Raw genomic sequence first — 20244 nt, 5'->3', positions numbered from 1 at the left:
CGGATTGAAAAAGTTTTTATTTTTTTGTTTATCAATGATATTGATTTTCACATTAGTCCCTACTTCTTCGTTCGCTTACTCATACGGTGATCCGAACGAAGAAGCGGTTGCGGAAGCGTATAAAGAAATGGTAGCGAAAGCGCGAGAGAAAAAGTTCGATGAAGTGAAAGCCATTTACGAAACGGTGCAAAAAGAAATTGATATGCATATGGGTCCGGAACCGTCTGCCATCATTTTAGAGGCAATTGAGCAGAAAGATGCAGATACGATCGTTTCCGCGATGCAAAAAGTGCTTGTGCTTAACGTGGCGCGCCGTTTAGAAAACGTAGAGAAAAACTTCGACAACTACGATACGAGCAAACGTTTATTGGCAAAAGCATTTGCTACATATAAAGCACTCTCACCAATCGTGCAACAAAAGAATGCGGAACTCGATGAAAAATTAAAACAACAGTTTGATGTTGCTCTTCAATCGCTCGGAAATCCAGGATTGTTCGGAGTAGGAAAAAAAGAGTCAAATATCGATCAATTTAAAGAAAGTAAGCATACCATTTTGCAAGCGTTGCAAGATCAATTTGAACTAGAGAATGTTGAAACAGGTCATTTTACAGAAGAAGATTTAGACCGATTAGCTGCAGCGAAAAAGACGGAATGGACGGATTTGTCTGATGTGAAAAACTGGATACCAATCATTGTAATTGTGGGAGTTATTGCTGCTGTTGTAGTGTACGCGATAAGAAAACGAAAGTAAAGAAAGGGGTCGTGTAGGTTGGAAGTTCAAGCGCTGCTCATTACGTTTCGTGAAGCATTAGAAGCACTATTAATTGTAGGGATTATTACATCATATTTAAAACGCATTGATCAATCACGGTATGTGAAATATGTTTGGCTCGGTGCAGGATTAGCCGTGTTTGCAAGTGCGATCGTCGCTTTATTATTCCAAGTTGTTCTAACCGGCTTTTCAACGATGGCGAGCGAAATGTATTTAAAGGTAAGCATTATTTTTATTTCTTCCATCTTACTGACGCAAATGGTTTTTTGGATGGCGGAACATAGTAAAGACATAAAAAGAAGTATGGAAGGAAAAATGAGCAAATACGTGTCCAAAGGTGACGTATTGGGCATGGTTATGCATTCGTTTTTAGTCGTATTGCGTGAAGGAGTCGAGACCGTCTTTTTCTTTGCTGCAATTACAGGTGGAAATATCGGAGCGGCAGTACAAGGATGGGGGGCAATTACAGGATTAACGATTGCAGCTATTGTCAGCTATATGTTCTTTAAAGGAACGATGCGCGTGCCATTAAAAACGTTTTTTAAAGTGACAGGTGCGTTTATTATTTTGATTGCGGCCGGATTGCTTGTGCAAGGTGTTTCGATGCTACAAGATTTGAAAATCATTGGTAGCGTCATGCCGCATGTATACGACATTACGTGGTTTATGCCGGAACATCCGATTGACCATGAGCATTTTGTACGTGACACAGGACATGAACCAATTATTTCTGGCGACGTAGGCATTTTTCTTAAAGCATTATTTGGTTATTCGTCGATGCCATCCTTGGAAGAAGTATTAGCATACGTTGGTTATTTCGTTGTTATTTATTTACTCGTAAAAACACGTTATGGTGCAAAAGAAGGAAAAAAAGAAAAGAGCGAAAAAAATGAGCAGGTGCTTGAACAACAAGTAATGTAAAGTACAAGGGGAAGCCTTGTACTTTTTTGCTTAGGAGGGTTTTGATTGTGAGAATGGTTTCCATTGTTTTGTTGCTTATTGTTTATATATCATACATCGTATATGCTAGTCCATTCGCTGCAACATGGGACGAAGTAGATTTTGCTTTAGCGCTTGAGCGATATGATTTGCTTGCAATGCAGCCGCATTTTCCGGGATATCCGTACTTTATTTTTGGAGGCATGCTCATTCATTCATTTGTCGCCAATCCTGCCAAGGCGCTGGCGATTTGGAACGGTTTGCTTATGATCAGCACCTCAATTCCAATATATTTGCTTGCAAAAACATTTGTGGAAAAAAAGTACGCGTGGGTTGTTACTGCACTCGTTCAATCGCTTAGTTATGTCATGCTGATCGTTTCGCAACCGATGTCGGAAGGAAGTGCACTCGCTGTTTTATGGTGGTATGTATGGAGTTTACAACGTGCGCTTCACTCGGATCGTATTGATATGCAGTTGCTGCCGTTATGGTTATTTAGCGTCATGCTCGGCATTCGTTTATCGTATATTCCTTTTGGGATTGGCATTTTATACGTTTGGTGGAAGCGAGCATATCGCTTCAAAACGCTTCTGTTATACAGTTTTGTAGCGGTTGCTTTTCAATTTATTTGGATTATGGCAGTAGCTACAACAGAGGGGGAAGGGTTTTGGCAGTTGGCTCTTTCATTTACAACAGGACATTTTACGCAATGGGGGGGAACGGTGTCGACAGATGAAGCACCGTTTTGGCAACGAGCCATTGTGCTTATTTTTTATAATATCATTTGGACAGGTATGGCCAAGCAGTCGATATGGCTACTGAGTTGCTTTATTATTTTATTAGCTATGACGTGGAAACAAATAGCGATCCCGCCTTTATATCGTTTGCTTTTATTGACATATTTTCTATGGGCATTGTTTGCGCAAAATATTGAAAAGCCAAGACATATATTGCCGATTGTCGTCATTGTTTCATTCTTTTTGTTTGTCAGTGCCCTTCAATCGTCATCACGTCTACGGCTTACCGCGGCGTTTGTTTTGCTTCTCTCGCAAACGGTCATCGGCACGCAAGCGATCAAGCATCAAGCGACACAGTTGCCAGCGACGTATCAGTTGGCGTATGATTTTGAACAGAAAGAAAAGCCTTTTGTTTTATTTACGTGGGAAGAGACGCGCGTTCTTGAATATTTACGTGTTTCGTTTCCGCATGGGCGCGTGTTTTCATTTGACGTTTTCGAGCGTGAAAAAGCGACATTTCCACATGCGAAAGTGTATGTCACCGACCATGTGATTAAAGGATTTCAAGCGCAAGGTATAGACGTTCGTCCGTATATTCGTTCCGTTCGAACGTATGAATCGAGTTTATTATCTGACCCTGTGTACGGACGCATTACCGTATATGAATGGCGGGAGGAGGGAGAACGTGAATGAACGATTAAAAGAAAAATTAGCGATTTTGCCCGATCAGCCGGGATGTTATTTAATGAAAGACGCCCACGGGACGGTCATTTACGTTGGGAAAGCAAAAGTGTTAAAAAATCGTGTCCGTTCTTATTTTACTGGTACACATGACGGAAAAACGCTTCGGTTAGTAAATGAAATTGCTGATTTTGAATATATTGTGACGTCTTCGGATTTAGAAGCGCTTATTTTAGAAATGAATTTAATTAAAAAATACGATCCGAAATATAACGTCATGTTAAAAGATGATAAGAGCTATCCGTTTATTAAAATTACTGGAGAAACGCATCCGCGTCTTATCATCACCCGAACGGTGAAAAAAGATAAAGGGAAATATTTTGGGCCGTATCCGAACGCCCAAGCTGCGCACGAAACGAAAAAACTGCTCGATCGTCTATATCCATTAAGAAAATGTGAGAAAATGCCGAAAAAAGTTTGTTTATATTATCATATGGGACAATGTTTAGGACCTTGCGAATATACAGTGTCAGAGGAAGAAAATAAAAAAATTGTTGAACAAATTACTCGTTTTTTAAATGGTGGGTATAAAGAAGTAAAAGAGACATTGACAGAAAAAATGTTAGAAGCAGCGGAACAGTTACAGTTTGAGCGGGCGAAAGAATATCGGGATCAAATTGCGTATATCGAAACATTAATGGAAAAACAAAAAATGATTTTGCACGATTTTGTTGATCGCGACATTTTTGGATATGCGTACGATAAAGGGTGGATGTGCGTACAAGTATTTTTTATTCGCCAAGGAAAGCTCATCGAACGAAACGTATCGATGTTTCCGTTATATCAAGAACCAGAGGAAGAGTTTTTAACGTTTTTAGGGCAGTTTTACAGTAAAGAGTATCATTTAAAGCCACGTGAAGTTGTATTGCCGCGCGACATCGATGGAGAGATGGCGACAAATTTGCTTCAGGTGAACGTCACACAGCCGAAAAGCGGCAAAAAGAAAGAGCTCGTTGATTTAGCGTGTAAAAACGCACAAATTGCTTTACAAGAAAAATTCTTTTTAATTGAGCGTGATGAAGAACGGACGATTCGTGCGATTGAACGATTAGGTGAAGCAATGGGGATTCAAGCTCCTCATCGTATTGAGGCGTTTGACAATTCAAATATTCAAGGGGCAGACGCTGTCGCTGCCATGGTCGTATTTATTGATGGAAAGCCGGAAAAAAAAGAATATCGTAAATATAAAATAAAAACGGTGCAAGGAGCGGACGATTACGAGTCGATGCGGGAAGTGATTCGACGACGATATACGCGCGCGTTGCGCGAACGTCTACCACTTCCTCAATTAATCATTGTCGATGGCGGAAAAGGACAAATACAAGTCGCAAAAGAAGTGTTGGAATGCGAACTCGGGTTGTCGATTCCTGTTGCTGGTTTAGTGAAAGATGATAAACATCGCACATCCCATTTATTGTTTGGCGATCCACCGAACGTCATTCCGTTAGAAAAAAACAGTCAAGAATTTTATTTGTTGCAGCGCATTCAAGAAGAAGTGCATCGTTTTGCGATTACATTTCATCGTCAAGTTCGTTCAAAATCTACATTCCACTCCATTCTTGATCAAATTCCAGGGGTTGGTACAAAAAGAAAACAAGCGTTATTGCAACATTTCGGATCGATTAAAAAAATGAAAGAAGCAACGGTTGAACAGCTACAAGAAGCAAACGTTCCAAAACATGTCGCCCAAAAAATTCACGAAGCGCTCCGAACGTATGAAAGCTGACCGATGATGGTCAGCTTTCATCTTTGCGATCCCATTTGACAGTAAACAAAACGGTTTTGGCGCGTCGTTTTTGTTGTTCAAACGCTTCCGTCACATATCCTTTTTGCTGTTCAAACTGTTGAGCAAGAAAGCCCGCTTCAAGTTGAAACGTACACTCCCCACCAAAATCGAACCGCATGGCGACAAGCGATCCATCTAATTGAAGATCGCATTGATCTTTTTTCTCCTCCAGTAGCGATAAATTCCCCCAACCAGCTTGTTCAAAAAAAGCAACGATATCATCGAGCGTAGCTAGCGGGTACTTTCTCGCTAATTCTTTTCCTGCCCAATATAAAATAAATGGAGTTTCTTTCCCAAACAAATTTGGTAGCAGTTCTTGCCGAAATAAAAAGTCGCTAAAAGCAGAAATGTTCGTTTGTTTCCATTGTTCGTATCCGCTCACGATCAATTCCCCTCTCTATTGTTCATTATAGCGAACAACAATGTGAAAAACAGTATTGACTTTTCTCTTATTTCGGACTTCACTAGAAGTGTAGTTATTTTAAAATTTGAAATGATTGAACATTTCGTGAACACCTTTTCTTGACGCTCCTACATTCTGGGAGTACAATGAATGTGACAATGATCAATGGAAATGGAAGTGTTTACACATCTGTTGATCATAGTCTAGTAGATGTGGATGGGAGCGTATAAAAAAGGAAGATGACAAATTTAAGGGGGGTTATGTATGGCACAAAATCGCGAATTTTTTTACCGTCGACTCCATTCATTGCTCGGAGTCATTCCAGTTGGGCTGTTTTTAACGCAGCATTTAGTAGTTAACCATTTTGCAACAAGAGGAGCAGAATCGTTCAACAAAGCGGCAGCATTTATGGAGCAGCTACCGTTTCGGTACTTTTTAGAAATTTTCGTTATTTTTCTTCCGTTATTGTTCCATGCCATCTACGGACTGTATATTGCGTTTACAGCACAAAACAATGTAAGTCGCTACGGATATTTCCGTAACTGGATGTTTATGTTGCAACGCTTAACCGGGATTATTACGCTCATTTTTGTCGTCTGGCACGTATGGGAAACGCGCGTTCAGGCTGCGTTTGGTGCAGAAGTAAACTATGACATGATGGCGAACATTGTTGCGAACCCGTTTATGCTTGCATTTTATATTGTCGGAATCGTTTCTGCAGTATTTCATTTTGCGAACGGGTTATGGTCGTTTTTCGTTAGCTGGGGTATTACAGTGACTCCTCGTTCACAACAAATTTCTACATACGTGACAATGGGGATTTTTGTCGCGCTTTCGATCGTTGGTATACGCGCGATTTTAGCATTCGTTTAATCCACAAGAAGGAGTGAGGAGACATGAGTAAAGGAAAAATTATTGTCGTTGGTGGAGGTCTTGCCGGTTTAATGGCAACCATTAAAATCGCCGAAGCAGGTGTAAAAGTAGATTTATTTTCATTAGTTCCCGTGAAACGGTCTCACTCTGTTTGTGCACAAGGTGGCATTAACGGTGCGGTCAACACAAAAGGGGAGGGAGACTCTCCGTGGGAGCATTTCGATGATACAGTATATGGTGGGGACTTTTTAGCTGACCAACCTCCGGTAAAAGCAATGTGTGAAGCTGCCCCTGGCATTATTCATTTGCTTGATCGCATGGGCGTCATGTTCAACCGTACGCCCGAGGGCTTGCTTGACTTCCGTCGTTTTGGAGGAACACAACATCACCGTACAGCATATGCAGGAGCAACAACAGGACAACAGCTTCTTTATGCGCTTGATGAACAAGTGCGTCGTCATGAAGTGGCAGGTCTTGTAACAAAATATGAGGGATGGGAGTTTTTGGGTGCTGTTTTAGACGATGAGCAAGTATGTCGCGGTATTGTCGCGCAAAACTTGACAACGATGGAAATTAAAGCATTCCCTGCTGATGCAGTCATCATGGCAACAGGTGGTCCAGGAATCATTTTTGGTAAGTCAACAAACTCCATCATTAACACAGGTTCGGCAGCGTCGATCGTTTATCAACAAGGGGCATATTATGCAAATGGGGAATTTATTCAAATTCACCCGACAGCCATCCCGGGTGACGATAAGCTTCGCTTAATGAGCGAATCAGCTCGTGGAGAAGGTGGACGAGTTTGGACGTATAAAGATGGGAAACCTTGGTATTTCTTAGAGGAAAAATATCCAGCTTACGGAAATCTCGTTCCACGCGACATTGCAACGCGTGAAATTTTCCATGTTTGTGTAGACTTAAAACTCGGCATTAACGGCGAAAACATGGTTTATTTAGACTTGTCACATAAAGATCCGAAAGAGCTGGATATTAAGTTAGGCGGTATTATTGAAATTTATGAGAAATTTATGGGTGAAGACCCAAGAAAAGTGCCGATGAAGATCTTCCCAGCAGTTCACTACTCGATGGGTGGATTATGGGTGGACTACGATCAAATGACAAATATTAAAGGATTGTTTGCGGCGGGTGAGTGTGACTTCTCAATGCACGGTGCCAACCGTCTCGGTGCAAACTCGTTATTATCCGCCATTTATGGTGGAATGGTAGCAGGTCCAAAAGCAGTTGAGTATATGAAAGGGCTTGAAAAATCAGCCGATGCGATGCCTTCTTCCTTATACGATCGCTATTTAAAACAAGAAGAAGAGAAATGGGCGCAAATTATGGCGATGGATGGTACAGAAAACGCATACGTCTTGCATAAAGAGCTTGGTGAATGGATGACTGATAACGTCACAGTCGTTCGCTATAACGATAAACTATTGAAAACAGATGAGAAAATTCAAGAATTACTTGAACGGTATAAAAATATTAACATTAACGACACAGCGAAATGGAGCAACCAAGGAGCATCGTTTACACGCCAACTTTATAACATGTTGCAACTTGCTCGTGTCATTACGCTTGGTGCTTACAACCGTAATGAAAGCCGTGGAGCGCATTATAAACCAGAGTTTCCTGAGCGAAATGATGAAGAATGGTTAAAAACAACGATGGCAAGCTTTACACCGGATGGTCCATCGTTCCATTATCGCGAAGTAGATACATCACTTATTAAGCCGCGCAAACGTGACTACACGAAAAAGAAAGGGGAAGTGAAATCATGAGCGAAAATAAAACGATTCGGATTATCGTCACAAGACAAGACCGTCCGGATACAGCCCCTTATGAAGAAGAGTTTGTCATCCCGTATCGTCCGAATATGAACATTATTTCGGCGCTCATGGAAATTCGGCGCAATCCGGTCAATGCAAAAGGGGAAAAAACGACGCCTGTTGCTTGGGAAATGAACTGTTTAGAAGAAGTGTGTGGTGCTTGTTCAATGGTGATTAACGGAAAACCACGCCAATCGTGTACCGCACTAGTTGATCAGCTCGAGCAACCGATTCGTTTAGAACCGATGCGCACATTCCCTGTTATTCGCGATTTGCAAGTGGATCGTAGTCGCATGTTTGACTCGTTGAAAAAAGTAAAAGCGTGGATTCCAATCGATGGAACGTATGATTTAGGTCCGGGACCGCGTATGCCAGAGCGCAAACGGCAATGGGCATATGAGTTATCAAAATGTATGACGTGCGGTGTATGTTTAGAAGCTTGTCCAAACGTCAATAGTAAGTCAAACTTCATCGGTCCAGCACCGCTTTCGCAAGTACGTTTATTTAACGCGCATCCAACAGGAGCGATGCATAAAGCGGAGCGCCTTGAAGCGATTATGGGTGATGGTGGACTAGCGAACTGCGGAAATTCACAAAACTGTGTGCAATCTTGTCCGAAAGGCATTCCGCTTACAACATCGATTGCGGCATTGAACCGTGCAGCAACTATTCAAATGTTTCGCAATTTCTTCGGTAGCGATGAAGTGTAACAACAAGGTCGACTCTTCAGGAGTCGGCCTTACGTTTCATATATGATATATGATAATAAGTCGCTTTTATAGAGGGGGAGAAGGAAAGTGAAAATATCGTATATTAATGACATAAAAGAATGGGAACAACGTTTTTCTTTTTTTCATCCGGTACGTGTCCGCTTTTCAGAAACAGATATGTTTGGTCATTTGAACAATACAGTACCTTTTGTATATTTTGAAGAAGCGCGCATCGCATTTTTTGAACATCTCGGCTTTATGAACGACTGGTTAGGAAAAGAACATGATGCGATTCCAGTCGTTGCGAATTTACAATGCGATTTTTTACAACAAGTGTATTTTGGTGAACAGCTACAAATCGGTGTCAAAGTTGCACACATCGGCAACTCTTCTGTTGATTTACATTATGTTGGAAAAAAGCAAAATGGAGCAATTGCGTTTACAGGGCGTGGGACGATGGTGCAAATGTCAAAAACGACAGGAAAAGGAGTGGCATGGGACGAAGAAGCGCGAGCGCGATTAATAGAAAACATGTAACCGTTAACGCCCTTCTTGCATACGATATGTTGACTAAATATATACCCATCCGTTTCGGTCTGGTAAAAGCAAGGAGGGTTATTCACTTGAATCAGAAGCCGCTGCTTACAAAAAGAGAACGAGAGGTATTCGAACTGTTGCTGCAAGACAAAACAACGAAAGAGATTGCTAGTGAACTATTCATTAGCGAAAAAACAGTTCGCAACCACATTTCGAATGCGATGCAAAAGCTTGGAGTAAAGGGGCGTTCACAAGCTGTTGTTGAATTGCTTCGAATGGGGGAACTTAAACTATAGAGAGAACCGGCTCGCCTTTTCGTTTTAGGCAGCCGGTTTTCTATTGATTTGATATATGTTATAATGAAAAATGTTTTGTCATACATCAACAAAGAATGAGGCGAATACATTGGAAAGACCAATTGGAGTGATTGATTCAGGTGTTGGTGGATTAACGGTCGCAAGGGAAATTATGCGCCAGTTACCAAAAGAACAAATTGTATACTTAGGAGATACAGCACGCTGTCCGTACGGACCGAGACCACGAGAAGAAATTCGGCAGTTTACGTGGGAAATGACGAACTATTTGCTCGGTTATGATATGAAAATGCTTGTTATTGCATGTAACACCGCCACAGCTGTCGCTTTAGAAGAAATTCGCGATACGCTCAACATCCCTGTGATTGGTGTCGTCCATCCGGGTGCACGCACGGCGTTAAAAATTACAAAAAACTATCATATCGGTGTCATCGGCACGATCGGAACGGTAAAAAGTGGGGCATACGAACAAGCATTGAAATCCATTAATAGCGACGTGATCGTGGAAAGTTTAGCTTGCCCAAAGTTCGTCCCTTTAGTTGAAAGTGGACAATTTGAAGGGGAAGAAGCAAAACAAATTGTTGCTGAGTCCCTTGAACCATTAAAAGACCGACCGATTGATACGCTTATTTTAGGATGTACGCATTACCCACTTTTAAGCCCATTGATTCAACAATACATGGGAGAGCATGTCAAACTCATTTGTTCTGGTGATGAAACAGCACGCGAAGTGAGTACGATTTTACATCATAGCGGTCTGCTTTATACGGGAACTAAACGCCGCGAGCATATATTTTTCACTACTGGATCGAAAGAAACGTTTCAACAAATTGCTTCGAAATGGTTCGGTCACCCCATTGAACATGTCGAAACCATTCAATTATCTTAAAATCCTTCGCATTAGCCGAAGGATTTTTTGTTCTATTTTTTTGGACGGCTCGTATACATAGTAGTACAAACCGTATGAGGAGGGGAGTCCATGCGTCGCGTATGGGTTATTGCCACAATGTTTATATTTATTCTTTCAGGATGTGGGTTGTTTGGAGGTGAAAAAGCGACGAAAGAAATTGATCCGCCAAAAGATGTAACATATGTAGGAGATGAGCAATCGGTGCAAGAAAAAGAAACAGCAGAAAAAGAAAAAGCGACAGAAACGGTGCAACGCGAACTATATTTAATTGATAAAAACGGCTTCGTCGTTCCACAAACGTTTGCCTTACCGAAAACGAATGCAGCTGCCAAACAAGTGCTAGAATATTTAGTTGAAAACGGTCCAATTTCCGAGTTGCTTCCAAACGGATTTCGGGCTGTGCTTCCTGCTGACACACAAGTATTAAGCGTTAACTTAAAACAAGATGGCACGCTTGTCATTGATTTTTCGAAAGAATTTGCGAATTATCGTCCAGAGGATGAAAAACGTATTTTACAAGCAATTACATGGACAGTGACGCAATTTGACAATGTAAAACGTGTAAAAATTCGTATGAACGGTCACGATCAAAACGTCATGCCGGTTAACGGAACACCGATTAGCGAAGAACTAAGCAGAGATGACGGAATTAACATTGAAACGAACGGTGTGGTCGATATTACGAATACGCATCCTGTCATCGTCTACTTTTTAGCACAAGACGGAAAACAAACGTATTATGTGCCGGTAACAAGACGCGTGCCGAATAGCGAGCAAGATGAACTCGCTGCAGTTGTGAACGAACTTATTAAAGGACCAAGTTACGGTTCTGGGTTGTTAAGTGATTTTCAAGCAGATGCGAAATTGTTAGAAGCGCCAAAATATGAAGATGGAAAAGTGACGTTAAACTTTAACGAAGCGATTTACGGTAGTGTGGAGAAAAATGTCGTATCTACGCATGTACTCAATTGTTTAGTTTTATCTTTAACAGAACAGCCAGGGGTAGAGAGCATCGCCATTACAGTCAACGGAAAGGCAGAATTGGTCGATGAAAGTGGAAAACCGCTATCAGAACCTGTCACAAGACCGCAAAATGTGAACACAGGTAGTTTTTGAAACCAATTTTTTGCTATACTATATAAAGATTCATCGTCGAGAGGCAGTGCTCCTGCCTCTCATTTCGTGAACATATATTGAGGAGGATTTTGTGTGAGAGTAGATGGTAGAACAAATGACGAACTTCGTCCTGTACATATTGAGCCGAACTATTTAAAACATCCGGAGGGGTCTGTACTTATTTCGATTGGCGATACGAAAGTCATTTGTACAGCAAGCATCGAAGACAAAGTTCCACCGTTTATGCGTGGAGGTGGAAAAGGGTGGATTACCGCAGAATATGCGATGATTCCTCGTGCGACAGAGCAACGAAATATTCGCGAAGCAAGTAAAGGGAAGTTGTCAGGACGAACGATGGAAATTCAACGATTAATTGGTCGTGTACTCCGTTCTGTTGTTGATTTGCAAAAATTAGGGGAAAAGACAATTTGGATTGATTGCGATGTGATTCAAGCGGATGGTGGAACGCGTACAGCATCCATTACAGGGGCGTTTGTTGCCATGGCATTGGCGCTCGGAAAAATGGTTGAAGAAAAGAAATTGTCGGCACTTCCGATTACAGATTTTTTAGCTGCTACATCTGTCGGAATCGATGAAGAGCATGGCATTATTTTAGATTTAAATTACGTTGAAGATTCAAAAGCACATGTCGATATGAATATTGTCATGACAGGATCGGGGCGCTTTGTTGAAATTCAAGGAACAGGGGAAGAAGCGACGTTCTCTTATGAGCAATTGCTCGATTTATTAACGGTTGCTGAAAAAGGCATTCATGAGCTTATTATCCTTCAAAAAGAAGCGCTTGGCCCGATCGCTGAACAGATTATGCAACATCGTTCGGAAGGGGAGAAGACGAAGTGAAGCGAATGATCATTGCGACAAAAAACAAAGGGAAAGTAGCGGAGTTTCAGCAGTTGCTTACAAAAAAAGGAATCGAAGTTCTCTCCCTTCTTGACTATAATGACATACCAGATGTTGAAGAAACAGGAACAACGTTTGCTGAAAATGCTATATTAAAAGCAACGACGATCGCCAATATGCTTCATGAAACGGTTATTGCAGATGATTCTGGATTAATCGTTGATGCGTTAGACGGCGAGCCGGGCGTATACTCGGCTCGTTACGCCGGCGAAGGAAAAAACGATCAAGCAAACATTGAAAAAGTGCTTGTCAAGCTGCAAGGCGTACCTTTTGAACAACGGACGGCCCGTTTTCATTGTACGCTCGCTATTGCCAAACCAAACGGAGATGTGACAACAGTAGATGGCGTATGTGAAGGATATATAACAGAAAAAACAATAGGGGAAAATGGTTTTGGATACGATCCGATTTTTTTTGTTCCTGAAAAACAACGAACGATGGCTCAATTAACAAAAGAGGAGAAAAACGAAATCAGCCATCGCGCAAAGGCATTACAACATCTTTTACATATATGGGACAAGCTGTTTGAAAAGGGGAATGAGTCGTGAACGTATTAATTTTAAGCGATAGCCACGGACTGACAAACGAATTACAAACGATCGTCTCACGCCATAAACAACATGTCGATGCAATGATTCATTGTGGTGACTCCGAGTTAACAAGCGACCATGCAGCTTTGCAAGGCATGCTTGTTGTGCGAGGAAACTGTGACTACGAGCGTCGTTTCCCAACTGATCTTGTTGAAGAAATCAAAGGCGTTCGCTTTTTCGTTACACACGGTCATTTATATAACGTCAAAATGACGCTTATGAACGTATATTATAAAGCGAAAGAAGTCGGAGCTGGCATCGTCTGCTTCGGTCACTCACATATTGCAGGATGTGAACAAATCGATGACGTCCTTTTCATCAACCCGGGGAGCATTTATTTGCCGCGCATGCGCCGTGAAAAAACATACGCCATGCTCCACATAGATGAAAAAAATACAACCGTACATTTTTACAATATCGACGGCCAACTGCTTCATGATTTAACAACGACATACACAACACAATAGGGGCAAGAAAATTCTAATGCCCCTATTGACTTTTTTTATAAACATCATTACAATAACAATTGTCCAAACCACGATAATATGTCCCAGTAGCTCAGCTGGATAGAGCAACGGCCTTCTAAGCCGTCGGTCGGGAGTTCGAATCTCTCCTGGGACGCTAAAGATCCCCTTGCTTGGGCAAGGGGATTTTTATTTTGCTTACTCGATATTGCTCAGCTGGATAGAGCACGTCTGATTTCGCTTCATCGAATAAACATCAGCGTATACACACGCTAACAAACCTCTTGCATAAGCAAGGGGATTTTCTTTGGTCAAAAAATGTTCAAAAATTTTTACATATTTTCTTTTCCTTGATATATCAATTATGTAAGCGGATACATAACGTTTAAACTAATCTAAATAATCAAAAAATTCAATGAAATAGTATTGACTGTTTTGGTAAATGGGCGTATGATAATTTTCAAATAAATCTAACAAAAGTCGCAATCAACAGAAGAAGCAAGGGACGGCGAACAGGGGAAGAGGGGAAAAACATTGAGTGAACAGTGGATTTTTCTAAACGATGAATTTGTTACAAAAGAAAATGCAAAAATCTCTGTATATGATCACGGTTTTCTTTATGGGGATGGAGTGTTTGAAGGCATTCGCGTGTATAGCGGCAACGTGTTTCGCATGAAAGAGCATATTGACCGTTTATACAATTCAGCGAAATCGATTTTATTAAACATTCCGTACACAAAAGAAGAATTAACAAATATTATCGTTCAAACGGTACAAAAAAACGGCTTTGAGGATGCATACATTCGCGTCGTTGTGTCACGAGGGGTTGGCGATCTTGGGCTCGATCCATACAAATGCCCAAAGCCACAAGTTGTTGTTATTGTTGAACCGTTAGCAATCTTCCCAAAACATTTGTATGAAACGGGCATTGAAGTGATCACTGTAGCGACAAGACGAAATCGTCCAGATGTATTAAGCCCGAAAGTAAAATCGTTAAACTACTTAAACAACGTATTAGTGCGAATTGAGGCGCATTTAGCAAACGTCAGCGAAGCGCTTATGCTCAACGACCAAGGTTATGTCGCTGAGGGATCAGCAGATAACGTATTTATCGTCAAAAATGGCGTGTTATATACACCACCAGGATATGTCGGGGCTCTTGAAGGTATTACGCGCGATGCGATCATCGACATCGCCAAAGACCTCGGCTATGTCGTCAAAGAAGAGCCGTTTACTCGTCACGATGTGTACACAGCAGATGAGGTGTTTTTAACAGGAACTGCAGCAGAAGTCATTGCCGTCGTCAAAGTCGACGGTCGAGTGATCGGTGACGGTGTGCCTGGTGAACATACGAAACGATTGTTAGAACAGTTTCGCAAACGAGTTGTTTCTGAAGGCGTAAAAGTATATGCTACACAAAATGTTAATGCTGGATAACAAACGAATAAAGAAAAAGCGTTGAAGAGGATAAGTAGCGAACGGGTTAGACATCTACAGAGAGCCGGGGTAGCTGGGAGCCGGTGATGTCTCCGTTCGTGAACTCCCCTCGGAGTGCCGTCCTGAACGATACAATCCAGTAGGGACGGACGGGTGCACGTCACTCGTTATTAAAACGAGCGTTGCGACGATAGTTGCACGCTCCTGAGGTGGCTTTGCCACGAAGAAGGGTGGTACCGCGGGAAGGATGCAAGCCTTTTCGCCCCTTTGGTTCACATGGACCGATGGAGGGGTGAGAAGGCTTTTCTTATTTCACATTTTTTTAGGGGTGAAAAAATGGCAGCGAATATGAAAGTGAAAGAAAGAGTGGCAAAAAAGCAAACGTTATGTGGAGCACTTATGTTGATTGAAGCGCTCAAAGCAGAAAACGTGAAAGTGATTTTCGGTTATCCAGGAGGGGCTGTATTACCGATTTACGACAAGCTGTATGAGTCAGGTGTGTTTCACGTGCTCACACGTCATGAACAAGGTGCCATTCATGCAGCGGAAGGATATGCGCGCATTTCTGGAAAACCTGGTGTTGTCATTGCTACATCAGGACCAGGGGCGACAAATATCGTGACAGGTTTAACGGACGCGATGATGGATTCTATTCCGCTCGTCGTTTTTACAGGGCAAGTAGCATCAAATGTCATCGGTTCGGATGCCTTTCAAGAGGCTGATGTATTAGGAATTACGATGCCAATTACGAAGCATAGTTACCAAGTACGCGATGTACATGAGCTGCCAAAAATCATTAAAGAAGCGTTTCATATTGCAACGACTGGACGTCCAGGCCCTGTATTAATCGACATCCCAAAAGATATGTCTGTCGCAGAAGCGGAGTTTGATTATGAACAGGAAGTCCAGTTACCAGGTTATCAGCCCACAACCAGACCGAATCATTTACAAATTCGCAAGCTTGTCGAGGCAGTTAGCCAAGCGAAACGGCCGGTCATTCTAGCTGGAGCAGGTGTTCTTCATGCGAATGCTCATGAACAGTTGAAACAATATGCTGAACAACAACATATTCCGGTGATCCATACACTCTTAGGACTTGGCGGATTTCCTGCCGATCATCCGCTATTTCTTGGAATGGCAGGAATGCATGGAACGTACACTGCAAACATGGCGTTGTATGAATGTGATTTACTCATTAATATTGGTGCACGATTCGATGATCGGGTGACTGGAAATTTGGCTCACTTTGCACCAAAAGCGACAGTGGCTCATATCGACATTGATCCAGCAGAAATCGGAAAAAATGTACCGACAAAAATTCCGATCGTTGGCGATGCGAAAGAAGCGCTTATTCAGTTAATTGAACAAAACGGAAAGCGACCAGATGTATCAGAGTGGCTTAACAAGCTAAATGAATGGAAAAGAGAATATCCGCTTATGTATAAACGAGAACCGGGCGTACTAAAACCACAGCGACTCATTGAAATGATTCATGAATATACAAATGGTGAGGCGGTTGTCACGACAGATGTGGGTCAACATCAAATGTGGGTTGCTCAATATTATAAATTTAAACATCCGCATCGTTGGGTCACATCAGGCGGACTAGGGACGATGGGATTTGGGTTGCCAGCGGCAATCGGAGCGCAATTGGCACAACCAGAAGCAACGGTCATATCGATCGTTGGCGACGGAGGATTCCAAATGACTTTGCAAGAGCTATCTGTTATTCAAGAGTTAAATTTGCCGATTAAAATCGTCATCGTCAACAATCAAGCGCTCGGTATGGTTCGTCAATGGCAAGAAATTTTTTACGAAAAACGATATTCTCATTCACTCATTCCGAATCAACCCGATTTTGTCCGTTTAGCGGAAGCATACGGCATCAAAGCGATGCGGGCGACGACGGAGGAAGAAGCGGAATACGTACTGAAAGAAGCGCTTGCGACGAACGCACCGGTTTTACTCGATTTTCACGTTCATCCAGGTGAAAACGTATATCCGATGGTTGCGCCAGGAAAAGGATTACATGAGATGGTGGGGGTGAAATGGTGAAGCGCATTATTACAATGACGGTCAATAACCGTCCGGGCGTATTAAACCGTATTACAGGTTTATTTACAAAACGGCATTACAACATTGAAAGCATCACAGTTGGTCATACCGAATCGGAAGGCATTTCACGCATGACGTTTGTCGTCAATGTAGATGATGAACGCATTGCCGAACAAATTACAAAACAGCTAAACAAACAAATTGACGTATTAAAAGTTGTCGATATTACCGATCAAGCAATTATTGTTCGAGAGCTGGCCTTAATTAAAGTGGCGGTCACGCCGGCAACGCGCGGGGAAATTTATACGCTTATTGAACCGTTTCGTGCCGCAATTGTCGATGTAGCACGCGATAGTCTCGTCGTTCAAGTGACAGGCGAGCCAGAAAAAATTGATGCGCTCATTGACTTATTAAAGCCATACGGATTAAAGGAAGTTGCAAGAACAGGAACAACGGCGTTTCCGCGCGGCTCACAACGCGCATCATCAACAAATAAATCACTATTTATTATTTAAAAGGAGAGGATTTTATTATGGTAAAAGTATATTACAATGGCGATGCAAACGAAGCTTACATTCAAGAGAAAAAAGTAGCAATTATCGGATATGGTTCTCAGGGTCATGCCCATGCACAAAATTTACGCGATAGTGGTGTTGATGTCATCATTGGATTGCGTAAAGGAAAGTCATGGGAAAAAGCAGAGCAAGATGGATTTGTCGTCTTACCGGTTAGTGAAGCAACAAAGCAAGCCGACATTGTGATGATTTTACTTCCAGATGAACATCAACCGAAAGTATATAAAGAAGAAATCGCACCAAACTTACAGCCTGGGAACGCGCTCGTGTTTGCGCACGGATTTAATATTCACTTCAATCAAATCGTTCCGCCAAGCGACGTTGACGTCTTTTTAGTTGCACCAAAGGGTCCTGGTCATTTAGTACGTCGCACATATACAGAAGGGGCTGGCGTACCAGCTTTAATTGCCATTTATCAAGATGTGACTGGTGAAGCGAAAGAAACGGCGCTGGCGTATGCGAAAGCGATTGGTTCTGCTCGAGCAGGTGTTATTGAAACGACGTTTAAAGAAGAAACAGAAACGGATTTATTTGGTGAACAAGCGGTTCTTTGCGGTGGATTAACTGCTCTTGTTAAAGCAGGATTTGAAACGCTCGTTGAAGCGGGATATCAACCAGAAATTGCATATTTTGAATGTTTACATGAGCTAAAGCTGATCGTTGATTTAATGTACGAAGGCGGTTTAGCAGGTATGCGTTATTCCATTTCTGATACAGCACAATGGGGCGACTTTGTGACAGGGCCACGCATTATTAACGACGCAGTAAAAGCGGAAATGAAAAAAGTGCTTGAAGATATTCAAACAGGCAAGTTTGCGAAAGGTTGGATTTTAGAAAACCAAGCGAATCGTCCAGAGTTTAACGCGATCAACCGTCGAGAAAACGAGCATTTAATTGAAATTGTTGGTCGCGAATTACGAAAAATGATGCCGTTTGTCAACGCTAAACAGAAAGATGTGGTGACAGTCGGTGCGAAAAATTAACATTTTTGATACGACGTTGCGTGATGGCGAGCAGTCTGCGGGCGTCAACTTAAACTTGCATGAAAAGCTAGAAATCGCTCGGCAGTTAGAACGCCTCGGTGTTGATATCATCGAGGCGGGATTTCCTGCCGCATCCAAAGGTGATTTTCAAGCCGTTCAAGCGATCGCGCAAACGGTTCGCAATTGTTCGGTTACAGGTCTTTCTCGCTCTGTTCAGTCGGACATTGATGCGGCGTGGGAGGCGCTAAAAGATGGGGCGGAACCACGATTACACGTATTTATCGCAACGTCACCTATTCATATGCAATATAAATTGCGGATGACACCGGAACAAGTTATTGAAACAGCTGTTGAGTCTGTTCGTTATGCGAAAAAATATTTCCCGATTGTACAATGGTCAGCAGAAGATGCATGTCGAAGCGATCTTCCGTTTCTTGCAACGATCATTGAGAAAGTCATTGAAGCGGGAGCGAACGTCATTAACATTCCAGATACAGTAGGTTATATTACTCCAAAACAATATGGTGACATATTCTCTTTTTTAAAGAAAAATGTTCGGAATATTGAAAAAATTAGTCTATCTGCCCATTGTCACGATGATTTAGGTATGGCCGTCGCGAATTCGCTTGCTGCTATTGAAGCAGGAGCGACGCAAATTGAAGGAACGATTAATGGCATTGGCGAACGGGCTGGAAACGCAGCAATTGAAGAAGTGGCGGTGGCGCTTTATATTCGAAAAGATTACTACCAAGCAGAGACGCGTTTGAATTTACAAGAAATTAAACGAACGAGCAATTTAGTAAGCAAATTAACAGGAATGATTGTGCCGCCAAACAAGGCGATCGTCGGTAAAAACGCTTTTGCTCATGAGTCAGGCATTCACCAAGACGGTGTGTTAAAAGAAAAAACAACGTACGAAATTATATCCCCACAACTTGTCGGGGTGCAATCAAATTCGATGGTGCTCGGAAAACATTCGGGACGCCATGCGTTTCGCACGCGCATTCAAGAGCTTGGCTACTTATTGACGGAGGAAGAAGTGAATCGTTTATTTGTTCGTTTTAAAGATTTAGCAGATAAAAAGAAAGATATTACGGATGATGATTTAATTGCACTCATTTTAGATGAAAAACTAGATACGTATAAAAATTTTTATCAATTATGTTCGATTCAAGTGCAATACGGAACAAATCAAATTCCAACAGCCGTTGTTGTATTAAAAGATGGGGAAGGAAACGACATTCAAGAAGCGGCGACAGGGGCTGGTAGTGTCGAGGCGCTATATAATGCTTTAGAAAAAGCGTTGCAATTACCGGTGACGTTGCTTGATTATCGCATTGAATCTGTCGGAAGCGGACGGGATGCGTTAGCGCAAGTATATGTGAAAGTATCGCTCGACGGAAAAGAAGCAAGCGGTCGGGGAACGGCACAAGATGTGCTAGAAGCATCAGCAAAAGCATATATTCATGCGGTCAATCGCATGTTTGTCATCGAAAAAATGAGAGAAGAACAAGCGCTCGCTGCGCAATAACAAAGGGGGATGTTTTTT

20 protein-coding genes, 1 tRNA gene and 1 other annotated feature are annotated in these 20244 nt (G+C 42.1%); of the genes, 20 read left to right on the top strand and 1 reads right to left on the bottom strand.

Features of this window, described 5'->3' with window-relative positions; translation table 11 throughout:
- Window positions 1-4: 4 nt before the first annotated feature.
- Genes ASC42_RS00245 through uvrC form a run of 4 tightly spaced genes read left to right on the top strand, consistent with a single transcriptional unit; the run spans window position 5 to window position 4915 of the window.
- On the top strand, window positions 5-751 hold the full coding sequence (locus tag ASC42_RS00245; RefSeq protein WP_055440033.1) for a hypothetical protein: 747 nt from the start codon (window positions 5-7) through the stop codon (window positions 749-751).
- Between the two features lie 18 nt (window positions 752-769).
- The gene (locus ASC42_RS00240; protein ID WP_055440032.1) at window positions 770-1693 is read left to right on the top strand and encodes an FTR1 family iron permease; all 924 of its coding nucleotides are present in this window, start codon (window positions 770-772) and stop codon (window positions 1691-1693) included.
- Between the two features lie 47 nt (window positions 1694-1740).
- Window positions 1741-3141: a hypothetical protein gene (locus ASC42_RS00235; protein WP_055440031.1), complete on the top strand. Its 1401-nt coding sequence runs from the start codon at window positions 1741-1743 to the stop codon at window positions 3139-3141.
- Window positions 3134-4915 carry an excinuclease ABC subunit UvrC gene (gene uvrC / locus ASC42_RS00230; RefSeq protein ID WP_055440030.1) on the top strand — a complete coding sequence of 594 codons (1782 nt, stop codon included), beginning with the start codon at window positions 3134-3136 and terminating at the stop codon, window positions 4913-4915. The genes ASC42_RS00235 and uvrC overlap by 8 nt, the downstream gene beginning before the upstream one ends.
- Window positions 4916-4925: 10 nt before the next feature.
- Here the strand turns inward: uvrC and ASC42_RS00225 are convergent, their stop codons facing one another.
- Window positions 4926-5357 carry a YslB family protein gene (locus ASC42_RS00225; protein WP_055440029.1) on the bottom strand — a complete coding sequence of 144 codons (432 nt, stop codon included), beginning with the start codon at window positions 5355-5357 and terminating at the stop codon, window positions 4926-4928.
- A 285-nt stretch (window positions 5358-5642) separates the two neighbouring features.
- On the opposite strand from ASC42_RS00225, the gene ASC42_RS00220 reads away from it, so the two are divergent.
- The 16 genes from ASC42_RS00220 to ASC42_RS00145 all read left to right on the top strand — a co-directional run bounded on the left by ASC42_RS00220 (window position 5643) and on the right by ASC42_RS00145 (window position 20226).
- Window positions 5643-6251: a succinate dehydrogenase cytochrome b558 subunit gene (locus tag ASC42_RS00220; RefSeq protein WP_055440028.1), complete on the top strand. Its 609-nt coding sequence runs from the start codon at window positions 5643-5645 to the stop codon at window positions 6249-6251.
- Window positions 6252-6274: 23 nt separating this feature from the next.
- A complete protein-coding gene (sdhA, locus tag ASC42_RS00215; protein WP_004889163.1) occupies window positions 6275-8035 on the top strand; it encodes a succinate dehydrogenase flavoprotein subunit in 1761 nt (586 codons plus the stop codon).
- The gene (gene sdhB, locus ASC42_RS00210) at window positions 8032-8793 is read left to right on the top strand and encodes a succinate dehydrogenase iron-sulfur subunit (protein ID WP_009361787.1); all 762 of its coding nucleotides are present in this window, start codon (window positions 8032-8034) and stop codon (window positions 8791-8793) included. Before sdhA ends, sdhB begins: the two co-directional genes overlap by 4 nt.
- Window positions 8794-8880: 87 nt before the next feature.
- A complete protein-coding gene (locus ASC42_RS00205; RefSeq protein ID WP_055440027.1) occupies window positions 8881-9330 on the top strand; it encodes an acyl-CoA thioesterase in 450 nt (149 codons plus the stop codon).
- Window positions 9331-9410: 80 nt separating this feature from the next.
- On the top strand, window positions 9411-9626 hold the full coding sequence (locus ASC42_RS00200) for a helix-turn-helix domain-containing protein (protein WP_183241385.1): 216 nt from the start codon (window positions 9411-9413) through the stop codon (window positions 9624-9626).
- A 109-nt stretch (window positions 9627-9735) separates the two neighbouring features.
- Entirely contained in the window at window positions 9736-10533 is a 798-nt protein-coding gene (racE, locus tag ASC42_RS00195) for a glutamate racemase (protein ID WP_055440025.1), read from the top strand.
- Window positions 10534-10623: 90 nt separating this feature from the next.
- Window positions 10624-11670, top strand: coding sequence for a GerMN domain-containing protein (locus tag ASC42_RS00190; protein WP_055440024.1), 1047 nt, complete (start codon window positions 10624-10626; stop codon window positions 11668-11670).
- A 93-nt stretch (window positions 11671-11763) separates the two neighbouring features.
- A complete protein-coding gene (rph, locus tag ASC42_RS00185; RefSeq protein WP_055440023.1) occupies window positions 11764-12531 on the top strand; it encodes a ribonuclease PH in 768 nt (255 codons plus the stop codon).
- On the top strand, window positions 12528-13139 hold the full coding sequence (locus ASC42_RS00180; protein ID WP_055440022.1) for an XTP/dITP diphosphatase: 612 nt from the start codon (window positions 12528-12530) through the stop codon (window positions 13137-13139). The genes rph and ASC42_RS00180 overlap by 4 nt, the downstream gene beginning before the upstream one ends.
- Window positions 13136-13648: a metallophosphoesterase family protein gene (locus ASC42_RS00175; RefSeq protein WP_055440021.1), complete on the top strand. Its 513-nt coding sequence runs from the start codon at window positions 13136-13138 to the stop codon at window positions 13646-13648. The genes ASC42_RS00180 and ASC42_RS00175 overlap by 4 nt, the downstream gene beginning before the upstream one ends.
- Before the next feature lie 80 nt (window positions 13649-13728).
- Window positions 13729-13802: transfer RNA gene (locus ASC42_RS00170), tRNA-Arg, on the top strand.
- A gap of 377 nt (window positions 13803-14179) precedes the next feature.
- A complete protein-coding gene (gene ilvE, locus ASC42_RS00165; protein ID WP_055440020.1) occupies window positions 14180-15082 on the top strand; it encodes a branched-chain-amino-acid transaminase in 903 nt (300 codons plus the stop codon).
- A 12-nt stretch (window positions 15083-15094) separates the two neighbouring features.
- Window positions 15095-15352 (top strand) — a binding site (T-box leader).
- 66 nt (window positions 15353-15418) lie between these two features.
- Complete coding sequence (ilvB, locus tag ASC42_RS00160) at window positions 15419-17137, top strand: acetolactate synthase large subunit (protein WP_055440019.1); 1719 nt, start codon at window positions 15419-15421, stop codon at window positions 17135-17137.
- Window positions 17134-17652 (top strand): acetolactate synthase small subunit, encoded by a 519-nt coding sequence (ilvN, locus tag ASC42_RS00155; protein WP_055440178.1) that lies wholly within the window; start codon window positions 17134-17136, stop codon window positions 17650-17652. Before ilvB ends, ilvN begins: the two co-directional genes overlap by 4 nt.
- 17 nt (window positions 17653-17669) lie before the next feature.
- A complete protein-coding gene (gene ilvC / locus ASC42_RS00150) occupies window positions 17670-18695 on the top strand; it encodes a ketol-acid reductoisomerase (protein ID WP_055440018.1) in 1026 nt (341 codons plus the stop codon).
- Complete coding sequence (locus tag ASC42_RS00145) at window positions 18682-20226, top strand: 2-isopropylmalate synthase (protein ID WP_055440017.1); 1545 nt, start codon at window positions 18682-18684, stop codon at window positions 20224-20226. Before ilvC ends, ASC42_RS00145 begins: the two co-directional genes overlap by 14 nt.
- Window positions 20227-20244: the final 18 nt, after the last annotated feature.

Origin of the sequence: Anoxybacillus suryakundensis, assembly GCF_001418025.1 — a bacterium.
GTDB lineage: Bacteria > Bacillota > Bacilli > Bacillales > Anoxybacillaceae > Anoxybacillus > Anoxybacillus tengchongensis.
Note: the sequence above shows the minus strand (reverse complement) of the source record. Positions and strands in the feature narration are given on the sequence as shown.

What these genes read in the sequence shown, in the direction of transcription:
- ASC42_RS00220 (WP_055440028.1), top strand. Translation starts at nt 5,643, where the DNA reads ATGGCACAAAATCGCGAATTTTTTTACCGTCGACTCCATTCATTGCTC.
- sdhA (WP_004889163.1), top strand. Translation starts at nt 6,275, where the DNA reads ATGAGTAAAGGAAAAATTATTGTCGTTGGTGGAGGTCTTGCCGGTTTA.
- sdhB (WP_009361787.1), top strand. Translation starts at nt 8,032, where the DNA reads ATGAGCGAAAATAAAACGATTCGGATTATCGTCACAAGACAAGACCGT.
- ASC42_RS00190 (WP_055440024.1), top strand. Translation starts at nt 10,624, where the DNA reads ATGCGTCGCGTATGGGTTATTGCCACAATGTTTATATTTATTCTTTCA.
- ilvB (WP_055440019.1), top strand. Translation starts at nt 15,419, where the DNA reads ATGGCAGCGAATATGAAAGTGAAAGAAAGAGTGGCAAAAAAGCAAACG.
- ilvC (WP_055440018.1), top strand. Translation starts at nt 17,670, where the DNA reads ATGGTAAAAGTATATTACAATGGCGATGCAAACGAAGCTTACATTCAA.